We start from the raw sequence: 16,463 nt of genomic DNA, 5'->3' as shown, positions 1-16,463 counted from the left end.
ATATTTGAAATACTACATTTTGTGTTTTGCTGGCAGGAGCCGACCCCTTATGGTGCCGCACATGGATAAATGGATTGAGTTGGTCAAAGACAAGATGGGTGAGATCAAAATCACCCAGGAAGAGCTGGGCGATCGCGTGGAAATGTCCCAGGGCGGCATCGGCCACTGGCTCAACAAACGTCGCGAGCCGAGCATCGAGGACATGAACAAGGTGTTGAAAGCCTTGGGCATGGACTTTCTCGAAGTGGCGATGGTGCTTCGCGAACGCCTCGACACGCCCGACGACGAAATGCCCATGGCGCAAAAGTACAACCCGTACTTCCGCTACCCGGTCAGCGACTGGCAGGAAACCGGAATCTGTGAAGACGAACCGGCGAAATACCGTTTTGAACTGACCGATTATTACGCCCGGGGCGCGGCGTTCTGGTTGACGGTGTCGGGGGATGCCATGACCGCGCCCAGCGGTTTGAGCATCTCGGAGGGGATGTCGATTCTGGTGGACCCGGACGTCGCCGCCGAGCCCGGAAAACTGGTCATCGCCCAGTGGCCGACCAGCAGCGAGGCGATTTTTCGCAAGCTGATCGAAGAGGGCGGGCAGCGTTACCTGGTCCCGCTCAACCCGACCTATCCCAAAGCCCTGTTCACCGACGAGTGTCGAATCATCGGTGTGGTGGTTCAGGCAACAATCAAGTTCTGACCCGAACGGTCCTCGCATGGCGCAGGACCGTTCTTCGTTTTACGCCTCTTCGAATTCGACCAGCGCGCTGCCTTCGCTGACCATCTCGCCTTCCTGGCAATACAGCGCCTTGATAACTCCGGCGTGGGGCGCGCGAATGCTGTGTTCCATCTTCATCGCTTCGAGCACCACCAGTTGCGCGCCGGCTTCGACCGTTTGCCCGGCCTCCACCAACACCCGCACGATGCTGCCGTTCATGGGCGCGGTCAGCCCGCCTTGATGGCTGTGGCTGGCTTCAACGGCGCTGATCGGGTCGTAGGACTCGATGCGGCGCAGTTCACCGTCCCATTGCAGGTACACCACCTCGCCGCGACGAATCGCCCGATGCTGGCGGCGCACACCCTGGTGCTCGGTCAGCAACTGCTCGCCCCTGAGCTGCCCGCCGTGGGCGTTTGGCGCGCCCAGGGTCAAGGCGCGGTCCTGGCCTTCGCAGCTCAGGTGCAGGGTGATTTCCGCAGGAAGGCCGGAACGGAAACCGTTGCCGATCGCCCATGGCGAACTCTGGTCGTCGCTGCGTGGCGCGTTGTGCTGGCTCTGGGCAAAAGCCTGGGCGGCGGCCTGCCAGAACTCGTCGCTCAGGCCCGCAGGGGCCGGCAGCAACTGATCCTGGAAGCGCGGGATGAAGCCGGTGTCCAGTTCGGCGGCGGCGAACGCCGGGTGGGCGATGATCCGGCGCAGGAAGTTGATGTTGGTCTTCAGCCCACCAATCGCGAACTCGTCGAGCATGCTCAGCAGGCGCAGGCGTGCCTGTTCGCGGTCCTCGCCCCAGGCAATCAGCTTGCCGAGCATCGGGTCGTAGAACGGCGAAATCTCGTCGCCTTCCTCGACACCGCTGTCCACCCGCCGACCGGCGCCGGGTGCGGATTCGCGATACAACTCCAGGCGCCCGGTGGCCGGCAGGAAGTCATTGCCCGGATCTTCGGCGTACAGCCGCACTTCGATTGCATGGCCGACCAGCGGCACCTGATCCTGGGTCATCGGCAGCGGTTCGCCGCGAGCGACGCGGATCTGCCAGGCCACCAGGTCGAGGCCGGTGATGGCTTCGGTGACCGGGTGCTCGACCTGCAGACGGGTGTTCATCTCCATGAAGAAGAACTCGCCACGGGCGTCCAGCAGAAACTCCACGGTGCCGGCACCGACGTAACCGATGGCCTGGGCCGAACGCACGGCGGCTTCGCCCATGGCCCGGCGCAGTTCCGGGCTCAGGCCGGGAGCGGGGGCCTCTTCGACGACTTTCTGGTGCCGACGCTGAATCGAGCAGTCGCGTTCGTTGAGGTACAGGCAGTTGCCGTGCTGATCGGCGAACACCTGGATTTCCACGTGACGCGGCTTGAGCAGGTACTTTTCCACCAGCATTCGCGAATCGCCGAATGACGACTGGGCTTCACGCTGAGCCGAGGCCAGGGCTTCGGCCAACTGGCTGACGTCCTCGACCACTTTCATGCCCTTGCCGCCGCCACCGGCCGTGGCCTTGAGCAGCACCGGATAGCCGATGCGTTCGCAGGCGTCGCGGAAGGTGTCGAGGTCCTGGGCTTCGCCGTGGTAACCCGGCACCAGCGGCACGCCGGCGGTTTCCATCAGGGCCTTGGCGGCGGATTTGCTGCCCATGGCGTCGATGGCCGAGGCGGGCGGGCCGAGGAAAATCAGCCCGGCGGCTTCGATGGCGCGGGCGAAGCCTGCGTTTTCCGAGAGAAAGCCGTAACCGGGGTGGATCGCCTGGGCGCCGCTGGCCTTGGCGGCAGCGATCAATTTGTCGATCTGCAAGTAGCTGTCGGCGGCCTTGCTGCCACCGAGGTCGACACGGATATCGGCTTCGCGGCTGTGGCGTGCATCACGGTCGGTGGCACTGTGCACGGCCACTGTGGTCAAGCCCAGGGACTTGGCGGTACGCATCACGCGGCAGGCGATCTCGCCGCGGTTGGCCACCAGCAGGGTAGTGAGGACGGGGGCGCTCATCAACGCGACTCCTTGGTGGTTTTGTCGGCTTGCCAGCTTGGCGCACGTTTTTGCAGGAAGGCCCGCAGACCTTCCTGGCCTTCTGGGCTGACGCGAATGCGGGCGATGGCGTTTTCGGTGTAGCGGCGCAGGGCCGGGAGCAGCGAGCCGTCGCCGACTTCGCGCAGCAGGTCCTTGCTGACACGCATGGCTGCCGGGCTGTTGAGCAGCAGGTTGTCGATCCACTGCTCGAGCTTCTGCTCAAGTTCTGCCGATGGATAGCTTTCCGAGAGCAGGCCCAGTTCCTGTGCCCGTTGGCCGCTGAAGCGTTCGGCGGTCAAGGCGTAGCGGCGGGTGGCACGCTCGCCCATGGCTTGCACCACGAACGGGCTGATCACTGCCGGGGCCAGGCCGATGCGCACTTCCGACAGGCAGAATTGCGCGTCGTCGGTACCGATGGCCATGTCGCAGCAACTGATCAGGCCCAGCGCGCCGCCGAAGGCCGCGCCTTGCACCACGGCCAGGGTCGGGATCTTCAGCTTGGCCAGGTTGTACATCAACTCTGCCAGTTCCCGGGCGTCGTCGAGGTTGGTCTGGTAATCGAGTTCGGCCGATTGCTGCATCCAGGCCAGGTCCGCGCCGGCACTGAAGTGCTTGCCGCGACCGCGCACCAGCAGGAAACGCAGGCTCGGATCGCTGGAGACCTTATCGAGGGCCAGGATGAGTTCGCGAATCATTTGGGCGTTGAACGCGTTGTTCTTTTCTTCGCGGCTGAGCCACAGGGTTGCGAAACCCCTGGGGTCGGTCAGCAGTTCGAGGGTGTTGAAGTCGCTCATGAGTTCCACTCTTTTAACTGTAGGAGCGAGCATGCTCGCGATGGTCGTTAACGATTACGCTGTAAACCTGATGCCCCGCGGTGTTCTCGAGTCCATCGCGAGCGTGCTCGCTCCTACAGGGGGTAGGATCACATCCGGAACACGCCGAAGCGGCTCGGTTCGATTGGCGCGTTCAGCGACGCCGACAAGGCCAGGCCCAGGACATCGCGGGTCTGTGCCGGGTCGATGACGCCGTCGTCCCACAGGCGAGCGCTGGAGTAGTAGGGGTGGCCCTGTTCTTCGTACTGGTCGAGGATCGGTTGCTTGATCTCGGCTTCCTGCTCGGCGCTGAAACCCTGGCCGCTGCGCTCGGCCTGCTCGCGCTTGACCTGTACCAGCACGCCGGCAGCCTGTTCGGCGCCCATCACACCGATGCGCGCGTTCGGCCACATCCACAGGAAACGCGGATCGTAGGCCCGACCGCACATGCCGTAGTTACCGGCGCCGAAGCTGCCGCCGATGATCACGGTGAACTTCGGCACCTTGGCGCAGGCCACGGCGGTCACCAGTTTCGCGCCGTGCTTGGCGATGCCGCCGGCCTCGTATTTCTGGCCGACCATGAAGCCGGTGATGTTCTGCAGGAACAGCAGCGGGATGCCGCGCTGGCAGGCCAGTTCGATGAAGTGCGCGCCTTTCTGCGCGGCTTCGGCGAACAGGATGCCGTTGTTGGCGAGGATCGCGATCGGGTAGCCGTGCAGGTAGGCGAAACCGCACACCAGCGTCGTTCCGAACAATGCCTTGAACTCGTCGAATACCGAGCCATCCACCAGCCGCGCAATCACTTCACGCACGTCGAAGGGCTGCTTGGCATCGGCCGGCACCACGCCGTACAACTCGTCGCTGCTGTAGAGCGGGGCGATGGGCGCGCGCTGCTGCACTTCGCCGAGTTTCTGCCAGTTGAGGTTGGCAACGCTGCGGCGTGCCAGGGCCAGGGCGTGTTCGTCGCTCTCGGCGTAATGGTCGGCGACACCGGAGATCTTGCAGTGCACATCGGCACCACCCAGGTCTTCGGCGCTGACCACTTCACCGGTGGCGGCTTTCACCAGCGGCGGGCCGGCGAGGAAAATCGTCGCCTGCTCGCGGACCATGATCGCTTCGTCGGCCATCGCCGGTACGTACGCGCCACCGGCGGTGCAGGAGCCCATCACCACGGCGATCTGCGGAATGCCCATGGCGCTCATGTTGGCCTGGTTGAAGAAGATCCGGCCAAAGTGCTCGCGGTCGGGAAACACTTCATCCTGGCGCGGCAGGTTGGCGCCGCCGGAATCCACCAGATAGATGCACGGCAGGCGGTTCTGCTGGGCGATGGTTTGGGCGCGCAGGTGTTTTTTCACGGTCAGCGGGTAGTAGGAACCGCCTTTCACCGTGGCATCGTTGGCCACGATCATGCATTCGATGCCTTCCACACGGCCGATCCCGGCAATCACGCCCGCGGCGGGAACGTCTTCGCCATACACTTCGTAGGCCGCCAGCTGGCTGATCTCAAGAAACGGCGAACCCGGATCGAGCAGGCGGTTGATGCGCTCGCGCGGCAGCAACTTGCCCCGCGAGGTGTGGCGTTCTTGCGCTTTCGGACCGCCGCCTTGCTGTACCTGGGCGAGCAGGGTGTGCAGGGCGTCGACCTGTTTGAGCATGGCCGCGCTGTTGGCGGCGAACTCCGCTGAACGGGGGTTGAGCTGGGTATGCAGGATAGCCATGGGCAGCTCCGTTTAGCGGGTTTCGTTGAACAGTTCGCGACCGATCAGCATGCGACGGATCTCACTGGTGCCGGCGCCGATTTCGTACAGCTTGGCGTCACGCAGCAGACGACCGGCCGGGAATTCGTTGATGTAGCCGTTGCCGCCCAGGATCTGGATCGCGTCCAGCGCCATTTGCGTAGCGCGTTCGGCGCTGTAGAGGATCACGCCGGCGGCATCCTTGCGGGTGGTTTCGCCACGCTCGCAGGCCTGGGCCACGGCATACAGATAAGCGCGGCTGGCGTTGAGCTGGGTGTACATGTCGGCGACCTTGCCCTGGATCAGCTGGAATTCGCCGATGCTCTGGCCGAACTGCTTGCGGTCGTGGATGTACGGGACGATCAGGTCCATGCAGGCCTGCATGATCCCGGTCGGGCCGCCGGAGAGCACCACGCGCTCGTAATCGAGGCCGCTCATCAGCACCTTCACGCCGCCGTTGAGTACGCCGAGGATGTTTTCTTCCGGCACTTCGACGTCATCGAAGAACAGCTCGCAGGTGTTCGAACCGCGCATGCCCAGCTTGTCGAACTTGTTGCTGCGGCTGAAACCTTTCCAGTCGCGCTCTACAATGAAGGCGGTGATGCCGTGCGGGCCCTTTTCCAGATCGGTCTTGGCGTAGATCACGTAGGTGTTGGCGTCCGGACCGTTGGTGATCCAGGTCTTGCTGCCGTTCAGAACGTAGTGGTCGCCGCGCTTGTCGGCGCGCAGTTTCATCGACACCACGTCGGAGCCGGCATTCGGTTCGCTCATGGCCAGGGCGCCGATGTGCTCGCCGCTGATCAGCTTCGGCAGGTACTTGAGTTTCTGCTCGTGGGTGCCGTTGCGGTTGATCTGATTGACGCAGAGGTTGGAGTGGGCGCCGTAGGACAGCGCCACCGAAGCCGAACCACGGCTGATTTCTTCCATCGCCACCACGTGGGCCAGGTAACCCAGGCCGGCGCCGCCGTACTCTTCCGGTACGGTTATGCCCAACAGGCCCATGTCGCCGAATTTGCGCCACAGATCCGCGGGGAACAGGTTGTCACTGTCGATCTGAGCAGCGCGCGGGGCGATCTCTTTGGAGACGAAGGACTTAACCTGATCGCGCAGCATGTCGATGGTTTCACCGAGGGCAAAATTCAGGGTCGGGTAGTTCATGGGTCACCTTTTGGCTTTTTTGTCGGGTGGGGAGGGCAGCGATTCAGCTCTCACCTTTACGTTAACGTAAGCCTGTGACGAATGGCTGTCAATCACCCTTTACGTTAACGTCAACTTGAGCGACAGTAGGGTCAGTTCAAGATAGAAAAGCAGACCAAACCTGTAGGAGAAATCCTGGGCACGAAATCTTTTTCCCCGTCGCTATCGGGGTTGGATGTAAGAGGTTTCGCGAGCAGGCTCGCTCCCACAAGTGTGTGTCGGCAACCCGCAAATAAAGACAATAGGGGTCGTCATGGATCAACCCAGTGCAAACCCGCAGCGCAGCTACACCCGTGGTTCCCAGGATAAAGCCTTGCTGGCGATGACTATCGGTCAGGCGTTCGACAACACTGTTGTGCAGTACCCGGACGGCGAGGCGCTGGTCGTGCGCCATCAGCAGTTGCGCTACACCTGGCGGCAACTGGCACAGGAGGTGGACCTGCACGCCAGGGCGATGCTGGCGCTGGGCATGCAGACCGGCGACCGGCTGGGGATCTGGGCGCCGAACTGCGCGCAGTGGTGCATCAGCCAGATTGCCAGCGCGAAAATCGGCGTGATTCTGGTCAACATCAACCCGGCCTATCGCAGCTCGGAACTTGAGTATGTGCTCAAGCAATCGGGTTGCAAGTGGCTAGTGTGCGCCGGGGCGTTCAAGACCTCCAATTATCACGCGATGTTGCAGGGCCTGGCGCCTGAGCTGGCCGAGCACGCCATCGGCCAATTGCACAGCGAACGCCTGCCTGAGCTGCGCGGCGTGGTCAGCCTGGATGCGCAACCACCAGTCGGTTTCCTGCCCTGGTCGCAACTGACCGATCTGGCCGGCAGTGTGTCGGTCGAGCAACTGCGCGAGCGCCAGGACAGCCTGCATTTCGATCAGGCGGTGAACATTCAGTACACCTCCGGCACTACCGGTTTCCCCAAGGGCGCGACCCTCAGTCACTACAACATTCTCAACAACGGTTACATGGTCGGCGAAAGCCTCGGCCTGACCGCCGCCGACCGGCTGGTGATCCCGGTGCCGCTGTATCACTGCTTCGGCATGGTCATGGGCAATCTGGGTTGCATCACCCACGGCAGCACGATGATTTACCCCAACGATGCCTTCGATCCGCTGCTGACCCTCAACACTGTTGCCGAAGAAAAGGCCACCGCCTTATACGGCGTGCCGACCATGTTCATCGCCATGCTTGATCAGCCGCAGCGCGCCGAGTTCGACCTGTCGAGCCTGCGCACCGGAATCATGGCCGGCGCGACCTGTCCGATCGAAGTGATGCGCCGGGTCATCAATGAAATGCACATGAGCGAAGTGCAGATCGCCTACGGCATGACCGAAACCAGTCCGGTGTCGTTGCAGACCGGTCCGTCGGACGAACTGGAGTTGCGTGTTACCACCGTCGGGCGCACCCAGCCGCAACTTGAAAGCAAGATCATCGACGAGGCGGGCAACCCGGTACCGCGCGGCACCATCGGCGAGTTGTGCACCCGCGGTTACAGCGTGATGCTCGGATACTGGAGCAACCCGCAAGGCACCGCCGAAGCAATCGACCAGGCCGGCTGGATGCACACCGGCGACCTGGCGAGCATGAACGACGAGGGCTATGTGTGCATTGCTGGCCGTAACAAGGACATGATCATCCGTGGCGGCGAAAACATTTATCCGCGCGAGCTTGAGGAGTTCTTCTTCACCCACCCGGCGGTGGCCGATGTACAGGTGATCGGCATTCCGTGCTCGCGTTACGGCGAGGAGATCGTCGCCTGGATCAAGTTCCACCCCGGCCACAGCGCCACCGAGCAGGATCTGCAGACCTGGTGCAAGGAGCGCATCGCGCACTTCAAGACACCGCGCTACTTCAAATTCGTGGATGAGTTCCCGATGACCGTGACTGGCAAGATCCAGAAATTCCGCATGCGGGAGATCAGTGTCGAGGAGTTGCGCGGCAAGCAGGCCTGACCACTGCTTCCTGAGGTGGCTTTTGTGGGAGCGAGCCTGCTCGCGATGGACTTGAGGACGCCGCGTTCACCCGGAATGCAGGCGTCATCGTTGACGACCATCGCGAGCAGGCTCGCTCCCACAGTCCAAGAGGGGGTGTAGGGAAAAACCTGAATCGCAGACAGCACAAAGGGGAGCCGAAGCTCCCCTTTAATTTTCGTTGCGCGTGCTCTTTTTTATTATTGAGGGGCGGTCTGTTTTTGTTATTGGCAACCGTTGCCCTTTACCGCTGTTTTTGGCGATCCCCATCCGGGATCAAGAGCAAACGTATTTTTTTGAGCGCTGATCTACTTTCTCGCCAAGCGATCCAACCGATTCGGGAGCTACCTGAGGGTAGTTTTATTGTTCTCTGCCCGGTTGCGGGTAACTCCGAAAAGCACCCTGAAAAGCACATCTTCTCCAAAAAAATCTGTTAGCTGCGTCTCTGCCGTGTTGTTTTTGTTATGTCAGAGTCGTTACGTCTTGTTTTTATTAGTGGTGTCGCATTTTTTATTCTTGTTATGCCATAGAGATAGCAGAAGCCGTGCCAACTTTTAAAAATCCTTTAAAATCAACGACTTAATATTCTGTAGGATTTTTCCCTCAGGCAAACCCCGACAATTTGTTTCCGTGTTACTCGATTTTCCCCACGTTTTTGATGTCGCGGTAACACACGCGCGGGTCGTTGCCCTCACAGTGCGCTACGGGCCTTGGCCACGCGGGAACCGGTCGGGCGACCCAGCACGGCGCTGATCTGCTGACCGGCCTTGATCAGTGCGTCCAGGTCGATGCCGGTCTGGATGCCCAGGCCGTTGAGCAGGTACACCACGTCCTCTGTGGCGACGTTGCCGCTGGCGCCCTTGGCGTATGGGCAACCGCCGAGGCCGGCGATGGAGCTGTCGAACACCGAGATGCCTTCCAGCAAGCTGGCGTAGATGTTGGCCATGGCCTGGCCGTAGGTGTCGTGGAAGTGCCCGGCGAGTTTCTCGCGCGGTACTTCGGCCGAAACCACGTCGAACATTTTGCGTGTGGCGCCAGCGGTGCCGGTGCCGATGGTGTCGCCCAGGGACACCTCGTAGCAGCCCATGGCATAGAGTTCGCGGGCGACCCGGGCCACCTGCTCGGGGGCCACGTCGCCTTCATAAGGGCAGCCCAGCACGCAGGACACGTAACCGCGCACCGTCACACCGTGTTGCCTTGCTGCGTCCATGATCGGCACGAAACGCTCCAGGCTTTCGCTGATCGAGCAATTGATGTTGCGTTGGGAGAAGGCTTCGGACGCGGCGGCGAACACCGCGACCTCCTTGACCCCCGAGGCGATGGCATCTTCAAAACCGCGCAGGTTGGGGGCGAGCGCACCGTAGGTCACGCCGGGCTTGCGCTGGATCTGCGCGAAGACATCGGCGGAACCGGCCATCTGCGGCACCCATTTGGGGGACACGAAACTGCCGACCTCTATATAGCCCAGGCCCGCAGCCGTGAGCGCATCGACCAGTTGCACCTTGTCGGCGACGCTGATGGGTTGGGCTTCGTTTTGCAGACCATCGCGTGGGCCGACTTCGACAAGGCGTACGTGGGAGGGTAGGGACATGGGATTGGACCTGTGTAGTTGAACCATAACCTGTAGGAGCGAGCATGCTCGCGATGGAAGCTCAGGCACCGCGGGCTTTCAGGTAGCCAGCGTCATCGTTGACGACCATCGCGAGCGTGCTCGCTCCTACAGGGGAGGGTGGTTACTGGACGGCCTGCTGGCTCTTGAGGGTTTGCTCCAGCGCCTGCACGCAGCGTTCTTCGGCGGTGTCGAGTTCCAGTTTCATCTGTTCGATGTCCAGCAGTTGCTGTTCCAGCTGCGCCCGGCGTTCACTGATTTTCGCCAGCATGCTGTGCAATTGCTTGGTGTTACCGCTGGAGGGGTCATAGAGCTCGATCAGTTCTCGGCATTCGGCCAGGGAAAAGCCGATGCGCTTGCCCCGCAGGATCAGTTTCAGGCTCACCTTGTCCCGGGGCGAATAGATACGCTCCTGACCCCGGCGCTCGGGGGTGAGCAGGCCTTGTTCTTCATAAAAGCGAATGGCCCGGGTGGTGATGTCGAGCTCGCGGGCAAGGTCGGAAATGCTGTAGGTCTGGCTGCTCATGGAAGCGCTCACGAAAGGTCATGGCACTAAGCTAAAGGCAGGTTGACGTATACGTCAAGGGGGAGGGTTTACTGGTGTCTTTACGGGCCTCTTCGCGGGCAAGCCTCGCTCCTACAGGTTCGCAAAAAATTGCGGACGACCGGTATCTCTGTAGGAGCGAGGCTTGCCCGCGAAGAAGGCGACGCGCTGCTGCGACCTACGCGCTCTCGAGTTTTTTCTCATGCGCCGTCACCTGCTGGCACAACTCGATCATCTGCTCGCGCATCCAGCGGTTGGCTGGGTCCTGGTCGGTACTTTCGTGCCAGTAAAGGTGGGTTTCGACCGGCGGTACATCGTTGACCGGCAAATTGAACGCGTGCAAATCGTTACGGCGGGCGAAACGCTCCGGCACAGTCATGACCATGTCGGTCTGCTGCATCACTTGCGAGGCCATCAGGTAATGCTGGGAGCGCAGGGCGATCTTGCGCTGGATGCCCATCTTGCCCAGCGCCAGGTCGACATAACCCAGGCCGCTGCGGCGACTGGAAATATGGATGTGAGTCAGCCCCAGATACTCATCGAGCGTGAGCTTTTCCTTGCCCGCCAGCGGGTGCCCCTTGCGCATGGCGCAGACGTAACGGTCCTCCATCAACTTGACGTGGCGCACTTGCGGGTCGGTGTTGAGCGGCGCGTCCACGGCAAAATCCAGGCGCCCGGCGGCCAGTTCCTTGGTGGTTTCGCGGCGTTTGGACAAAAAGCTTTCGATGATCACCGTAGGCGCCAGGCGGCGCAGGCGCTGGAACAGCGGCGGCAGGATCACCGCTTCGGTGAGGTCGGTCATGCTGATGCGGTAGGTCTTGACCGCCTGCTGTGGATTGAAGATGCGGCTTTCCTGCACCGAGACGCGCAGCAGCGAGAGCGCGTTGCGCACCGGGCCGATGATGTTCTGCGCCATGGGCGTGGGCACCATGCCTTGGGCGGTACGCACGAACAGCGGATCGTTGAAGGTCTCGCGCAGGCGGGCCAGGGCATTGGACACCGCGGGCTGGGTAATGCCGACGATCTGCCCGGCGCGAGTCAGGTTGGCTTCGGTGTAGATCGCGTCGAAGACGATGAAAAGGTTGAGGTCGACCTTGCTCAGATTCATGCGCTGCACTCTTTTTATAAGGTGTTATCGGGACGTCTTCTTCGGACCTGGGAGGGCCTTGGCAATCAGCCGATCATATATCGGTTATGAATGTTAATACACGCCGAGAATAGGCTAGGTAAATTTTCGTAGCTGTTCTAGCATCGATTGCATGATCTAAACAACCTCCCCCAAGAAGGTATCTGCTCATGGATTTCGCTTATTCGCCCAAGGTCCAGGAACTGCGCGAACGCGTGACTGCGTTCATGGACACCTACGTTTATCCGGCCGAAGCCGTGTTCGAGCGCCAGGTCGCCGAGGGTGACCGCTGGCAGCCGACGGCGATCATGGAAGAACTCAAACTCAAGGCAAAGGCCGAAGGCCTGTGGAATTTGTTTCTTCCTGAGTCCGAGCTCGGCGCCGGCCTGACCAACCTCGAATACGCGCCTTTGGCGGAAATCATGGGCCGCTCGCTGCTGGGCCCGGAGCCGTTCAACTGCTCGGCGCCGGACACCGGCAACATGGAAGTGCTGGTGCGCTACGCCAACGAAGAGCAGAAACAGCGCTGGCTCGAGCCGCTGCTGCGCGGCGAGATCCGCTCGGCGTTCGCCATGACCGAGCCGGACGTGGCGTCTTCCGATGCCACCAACATGGCGGCCCGTGCGGTGCGCGACGGCGACGAGTGGGTGATCAACGGCAAGAAGTGGTGGACCTCCGGCGCCTGTGACCCGCGCTGCAAAATCCTGATTTTCATGGGCCTGAGCAACCCGGATGCACCGCGTCACGCCCAGCACTCGATGATCCTGGTGCCGGTTGACACTCCCGGCGTGAAGATCATCCGCCCGCTGCCGGTGTTCGGTTACGACGACGCGCCTCATGGCCACGCTGAAGTGCTTTTCGACAACGTGCGAGTGCCATACGAAAACGTGCTGTTGGGTGAGGGCCGCGGATTCGAGATTGCCCAGGGTCGCCTTGGCCCGGGCCGGATTCACCACTGCATGCGTTCGATCGGCATGGCCGAGCGCGCGCTGGAGCTGATGTGCAAGCGTTCGGTGGAGCGCACCGCGTTCGGCAAGCCGCTAGCTCGGTTGGGCGGTAACGTCGACAAGATCGCCGACTCGCGGATGGAAATCGACATGGCGCGCCTGCTGACCTTGAAGGCGGCGTACATGATGGACACTGTCGGCAACAAGGTGGCCAGGAGCGAAATCGCCCAGATCAAGGTGGTGGCGCCGAACGTGGCCCTGCGGGTGATCGACCGGGCGATCCAGATCCATGGCGGGGCAGGGGTGTCGAACGATTTCCCGCTGGCCTACATGTACGCCATGCAGCGCACCCTGCGCCTGGCCGACGGCCCGGACGAAGTGCACCGCGCGGCGATCGGCAAGTTCGAAATCGGCAAGTATGTGCCGAAAGAAATGTTGCGTAGCGGGCAGTAACCCTGTGGCGAGGGGGTTTACCCCCGTTCGGCTGCGAAGCAGTCGCAAACCCATTCACTGCGGTGTGTCAGGACTATCGCAGACATAGGGTTTGGGGCCGCTTCGCGACCCAACGGGGGTAAACCCCCTCGCCACATTTGTCAGCATTTCAATTCAACAGGTCAGGTCACTCAATACACCCATACCTCAACCCGCCGATTCTTGATCCTGCCTTCATCCGCACTATTGGCCGCCACCGGCATTTCCGCGCCGAAGCCGCGCACCTCGCGCAACACCACGCCGCTTTTCACCAGTTCCCGCCGTACCGCCATGGCTCGCAGTTTCGACAGCAGGTCGGCGCGTGCCGGGTCGCTCTTGGCGTCGCCGAAGCCCACCAGCGTGACCTGCCGATCGTTCTTGTCATGCTGCTTTATATAGTCGAGCACCCGCGTCAGGTCCTGCCGGGCCTTGTTGTCCAGCGTGGCGCTGCCTTCCTCGAAACGAAAATTCACAGACAGTCGCTGGGCGTGACGGCTGAGCCCCTGATACCCCTCGGGCATCAGCGCGTTCGGCGTGACGGCCATGGCCTGCACGGTTTGGGCGATGAAACCGTTGGCCGCGACAATCGCCTGGCCCTGGCTGCTTTGGGCGAACGCTACCAGCGCCTCGGCCCATCGATTGTTGCCGGCCGGCGGCAGGTAAAAGAACAGGCGGCGGGATAGCGGGTAGTCTTCAGTAGCAATCAGGTTGTTGAGCGGAAGCATGGCCTGGGACTGGCCGTCGACAATCGCCACCGCCTTGGCCTGGCGTACGTAAGGCAGACCAATGAAGCCAATGCCCTGCGGATCGAGGCTGATGGCGTCGGACAATTGCTCGCTGGATTCGAAGCGTTTCGCGGCGCCACTCAGGGTTTTTCCGCGACCGCTGAGCACCAGTTCCTTGAAGGTGTCGTAGGTGCCGGATTGATCATCCCGCGCATAGAGATGGATCGGACCGCCGATGCCGCCGATTTCTTCCCAGGTTTTGACTTCGCCGCTGAAGATCCGTGCCAGTTGTACGGTGTCAAGTTGAGTCAGCGGGTTTTGCGGATGAAGGATGATCGCCAGGCCGTCGATGGCAATGACCTGTTCGGCACCGGGGCTTTTCAGATCGCCAAGGGCTTGCAGGTCTGTCACCTCGCGGTCCTTGATCGGGCGTGATGAAGCGGCGAGGTCGGCGTTGCCGGTTTTCAGTGCGGCAAAGCCGGTGCTGGAACCGTGGGCCGCCAGTTCCACCTCGACCCGGCGTCCCTGAGCGGTTTCGCCGACGATGCGCAGCTCATTGGTGGTATCCGGGGTTTCGCTGTGAATCTTGATCAGGCCCTGTTGGCGCATCAAGCCCTGGACCAGCGCCGGGCCCAGCGCGGCGCCGATGGTGTTGGAACCCTGGATGCGCAGCACCGGGCCGTGTTCCGGCGTCGGCAAATCCCCGGCTGAAGACGTCAGCGGCAGCCAGGTGCAGAGCATCAACAGGAACAACACGCGCAGCGTCATGCCGGCACCTTTTTAGACAAGGAAGTGCCGGGAGAATAAGTCAGGCAGATGTCCGAAATATGACAGTTTCCAGTGTAGGAGCGAGCTTGCTCGCGAATGCGGTGTGTCAGTCGCCACATGTATTGATTGACACACCGCCTTCGCGGGCAAGCCCGCTCCCACAAGGGGATTGTGTGAGCCCGTGATCAGCTCAACTCAAGCCAGATCGGCGCATGATCCGAAGGTTTTTCCATCCCGCGCAGTTCATAGTCGACACCCGCCGCCTTGACCCGCGGCAGCAAGCCATGGGAGGCAAGGATCACGTCGATACGCAGCCCACGCTTGGGCTCGTCTTCAAACCCGCGACTGCGGTAGTCGAACCAGCTGAAGACATCAGCCACTTCGGGGTTCAGGTGGCGGAAGCTGTCGGTCAGGCCCCAGTTCTTCAGGCGCGCCATCCACTCGCGTTCTTCCGGCAGGAAGCTGCATTTGCCGGTTTTCAGCCAGCGCTTCATGTTGTCCGGGCCGATGCCGATGTCGCAGTCTTCCGGGGAAATGTTCACGTCGCCCATGACCACCAGCGACTGGTCGTTCTTGAACTGGCTTTCCAGCAGCACTTGCAGATCGCTGTAGAAGCGCGCCTTGGCCGGGAATTTGGTCGGGTGGTCGCGGCTTTCGCCCTGGGGGAAGTAGCCGTTCATGATGGTCACCGGCACGCCATTGGCGTCGGCGAAGGTGCCCCAGATGAAGCGGCGCTGGGCGTCTTCTTCGTCGCTGGCAAAGCCCTTGTGCACGGCAATCGGTTCCTGGCGCGAGAGCAGGGCGACGCCGTAGTGGCCTTTCTGCCCGTGGAAATACACGTGGTAGCCCAGGGCCTTGACTTCATCGAGGGGGAACTGGTCGTCGTGGACCTTGGTTTCCTGCAAGCCGATCACATCGGGCTGGTGCTTTTCGATCAGCGCCGCCAGCTGATGGGGACGGGCACGCAGCCCGTTGATGTTGAAGGAGACGATCTTCATGGTCGGCAGTCCTGGCAAAAAGGGCGATGCTAGCTGACCTGTAGGAATCGGGCCAGTGTTGTAGTGGGGCAAGTCTCGCTCCAAGCGTCTATACCTGTGGGGGAACTGTATCGTCGCCCACAGCTCGTACTAAAAGAGCGCAGCCACTCGAGCTGTGCCGGGGAGATCAACCGTCATGCCCGAAACATCCACCGCCATCGCCGATATCCACATGCTCGACAGCGGCTATGCCCGCGAAGCGCGTTCCCTGTTGTATCAGGCGTATCGGCACGAGCCGACCTTCAGTTACCTGTTCGAAGCCGAGCGCCCGGGCTACGAGCAGCGGGTGCGCGCCACGGTGCGCGAACTGGTCACGCAGCACTTCATGCAGGACTTGCCGGCCATCGGCCTGCTGGTCAACGACCGCCTGATCGGCATCGCCCTGATCGCGCCACCGCAACGTCGGCTCGGCATCACCGAAAGCTGGGCCTGGCGCCTGCGCATGGTGCTCAGCACCGGTTTTCGCTGCACCCGTCGCTACCTCGAATATCACGATGCGGTCGCCGCGTGCTCGCCGTCGGACTCGGTGCATGTCCTGCCGTTGCTGGGGATTCACCCGCAATTCCAGGGCAAGCACTTTGGCGAACAGCTGCTGCAAGCGGTGCACAACTGGTGCGCGGTGGATGAAACTTCCCAGGGCGTGGTGCTCGACACCGGCGATGAGCGCTATCTGGAGTTCTACAAGCGCCAGGGCTACGAGGAAATTGGCGAGGTGGCGGTGGGGCCGGTGCGCGAACACGTGTTTTTTCACCCCAACCCCCAGGTGGTGCAGAGCGCGACGGCCTGAGTGGCGAACTTTTGCGGCGTCC

13 protein-coding genes are annotated in these 16,463 nt (G+C 61.8%); 4 read left to right on the top strand and 9 right to left on the bottom strand.

Features of this window, described 5'->3' with window-relative positions; genetic code table 11:
- Positions 1–61 precede the first annotated feature (61 nt).
- The gene (locus K9857_RS06610) at positions 62–697 is read left to right on the top strand and encodes a LexA family protein (protein ID WP_224534089.1); all 636 of its coding nucleotides are present in this window, start codon (positions 62–64) and stop codon (positions 695–697) included.
- Between the two features lie 39 nt (positions 698–736).
- Here K9857_RS06610 and K9857_RS06605 read toward each other — a convergent pair whose 3' ends face one another.
- The 4 genes from K9857_RS06605 to K9857_RS06590 form a co-directional block, all read right to left on the bottom strand.
- The gene (locus tag K9857_RS06605; protein WP_224534088.1) at positions 737–2,692 is read right to left on the bottom strand and encodes an acetyl/propionyl/methylcrotonyl-CoA carboxylase subunit alpha; all 1,956 of its coding nucleotides are present in this window, start codon (positions 2,690–2,692) and stop codon (positions 737–739) included.
- Positions 2,692–3,507 carry a gamma-carboxygeranoyl-CoA hydratase gene (locus K9857_RS06600; protein WP_224534087.1) on the bottom strand — a complete coding sequence of 272 codons (816 nt, stop codon included), beginning with the start codon at positions 3,505–3,507 and terminating at the stop codon, positions 2,692–2,694. Before K9857_RS06600 ends, K9857_RS06605 begins: the two co-directional genes overlap by 1 nt.
- A gap of 128 nt (positions 3,508–3,635) precedes the next feature.
- Complete coding sequence (locus tag K9857_RS06595; RefSeq protein ID WP_224534086.1) at positions 3,636–5,243, bottom strand: carboxyl transferase domain-containing protein; 1,608 nt, start codon at positions 5,241–5,243, stop codon at positions 3,636–3,638.
- Between the two features lie 12 nt (positions 5,244–5,255).
- On the bottom strand, positions 5,256–6,419 hold the full coding sequence (locus K9857_RS06590; RefSeq protein WP_224534085.1) for an isovaleryl-CoA dehydrogenase: 1,164 nt from the start codon (positions 6,417–6,419) through the stop codon (positions 5,256–5,258).
- Between the two features lie 292 nt (positions 6,420–6,711).
- On the opposite strand from K9857_RS06590, the gene K9857_RS06585 reads away from it, so the two are divergent.
- Positions 6,712–8,409 carry an AMP-binding protein gene (locus tag K9857_RS06585; protein WP_224534084.1) on the top strand — a complete coding sequence of 566 codons (1,698 nt, stop codon included), beginning with the start codon at positions 6,712–6,714 and terminating at the stop codon, positions 8,407–8,409.
- Between the two features lie 709 nt (positions 8,410–9,118).
- Here K9857_RS06585 and K9857_RS06580 read toward each other — a convergent pair.
- The 3 genes from K9857_RS06580 to K9857_RS06570 all read right to left on the bottom strand — a co-directional run bounded on the left by K9857_RS06580 (position 9,119) and on the right by K9857_RS06570 (position 11,688).
- Positions 9,119–10,018 (bottom strand): hydroxymethylglutaryl-CoA lyase, encoded by a 900-nt coding sequence (locus K9857_RS06580; protein ID WP_224534083.1) that lies wholly within the window; start codon positions 10,016–10,018, stop codon positions 9,119–9,121.
- 142 nt (positions 10,019–10,160) lie between these two features.
- Positions 10,161–10,562, bottom strand: coding sequence for a MerR family transcriptional regulator (locus tag K9857_RS06575; RefSeq protein ID WP_224534082.1), 402 nt, complete (start codon positions 10,560–10,562; stop codon positions 10,161–10,163).
- A 196-nt stretch (positions 10,563–10,758) separates the two neighbouring features.
- Entirely contained in the window at positions 10,759–11,688 is a 930-nt protein-coding gene (locus K9857_RS06570) for a LysR family transcriptional regulator (RefSeq protein ID WP_175377415.1), read from the bottom strand.
- A 188-nt stretch (positions 11,689–11,876) separates the two neighbouring features.
- Here K9857_RS06570 and K9857_RS06565 point away from each other — a divergent pair, with 188 nt between their 5' ends.
- A complete protein-coding gene (locus tag K9857_RS06565; RefSeq protein WP_224534081.1) occupies positions 11,877–13,106 on the top strand; it encodes an acyl-CoA dehydrogenase in 1,230 nt (409 codons plus the stop codon).
- 170 nt (positions 13,107–13,276) lie between these two features.
- Here the strand turns inward: K9857_RS06565 and K9857_RS06560 are convergent, their stop codons facing one another.
- A complete protein-coding gene (locus K9857_RS06560; RefSeq protein ID WP_224534080.1) occupies positions 13,277–14,617 on the bottom strand; it encodes a substrate-binding domain-containing protein in 1,341 nt (446 codons plus the stop codon).
- Between the two features lie 185 nt (positions 14,618–14,802).
- Positions 14,803–15,615: an exodeoxyribonuclease III gene (gene xthA, locus K9857_RS06555; protein WP_224534079.1), complete on the bottom strand. Its 813-nt coding sequence runs from the start codon at positions 15,613–15,615 to the stop codon at positions 14,803–14,805.
- 175 nt (positions 15,616–15,790) lie between these two features.
- Between xthA and K9857_RS06550 the strand changes: the two genes are divergently transcribed.
- Positions 15,791–16,441, top strand: coding sequence for a GNAT family N-acetyltransferase (locus tag K9857_RS06550; RefSeq protein ID WP_224534078.1), 651 nt, complete (start codon positions 15,791–15,793; stop codon positions 16,439–16,441).
- The last annotated feature ends 22 nt before the right edge of the window (positions 16,442–16,463 follow it).

The sequence above is a fragment of the Pseudomonas sp. REP124 genome (genome assembly GCF_020164475.1).
In the GTDB taxonomy this organism is placed as follows: domain Bacteria; phylum Pseudomonadota; class Gammaproteobacteria; order Pseudomonadales; family Pseudomonadaceae; genus Aquipseudomonas.
This window is presented reverse-complemented; position numbering and strand designations above follow the sequence as displayed.

Bases quoted from the DNA above. Each gene is read 5' to 3' on its own strand.
- K9857_RS06595 (WP_224534086.1), bottom strand. From the start codon at position 5,243: ATGGCTATCCTGCATACCCAGCTCAACCCCCGTTCAGCGGAGTTCGCC.
- K9857_RS06580 (WP_224534083.1), bottom strand. From the start codon at position 10,018: ATGTCCCTACCCTCCCACGTACGCCTTGTCGAAGTCGGCCCACGCGAT.
- K9857_RS06605 (WP_224534088.1), bottom strand. From the start codon at position 2,692: ATGAGCGCCCCCGTCCTCACTACCCTGCTGGTGGCCAACCGCGGCGAG.
- K9857_RS06550 (WP_224534078.1), top strand. From the start codon at position 15,791: ATGCCCGAAACATCCACCGCCATCGCCGATATCCACATGCTCGACAGC.
- K9857_RS06610 (WP_224534089.1), top strand. From the start codon at position 62: ATGGATAAATGGATTGAGTTGGTCAAAGACAAGATGGGTGAGATCAAA.
- xthA (WP_224534079.1), bottom strand. From the start codon at position 15,615: ATGAAGATCGTCTCCTTCAACATCAACGGGCTGCGTGCCCGTCCCCAT.
- K9857_RS06600 (WP_224534087.1), bottom strand. From the start codon at position 3,507: ATGAGCGACTTCAACACCCTCGAACTGCTGACCGACCCCAGGGGTTTC.
- K9857_RS06565 (WP_224534081.1), top strand. From the start codon at position 11,877: ATGGATTTCGCTTATTCGCCCAAGGTCCAGGAACTGCGCGAACGCGTG.
- K9857_RS06560 (WP_224534080.1), bottom strand. From the start codon at position 14,617: ATGACGCTGCGCGTGTTGTTCCTGTTGATGCTCTGCACCTGGCTGCCG.
- K9857_RS06585 (WP_224534084.1), top strand. From the start codon at position 6,712: ATGGATCAACCCAGTGCAAACCCGCAGCGCAGCTACACCCGTGGTTCC.
- K9857_RS06570 (WP_175377415.1), bottom strand. From the start codon at position 11,688: ATGAATCTGAGCAAGGTCGACCTCAACCTTTTCATCGTCTTCGACGCG.
- K9857_RS06575 (WP_224534082.1), bottom strand. From the start codon at position 10,562: ATGAGCAGCCAGACCTACAGCATTTCCGACCTTGCCCGCGAGCTCGAC.
- K9857_RS06590 (WP_224534085.1), bottom strand. From the start codon at position 6,419: ATGAACTACCCGACCCTGAATTTTGCCCTCGGTGAAACCATCGACATG.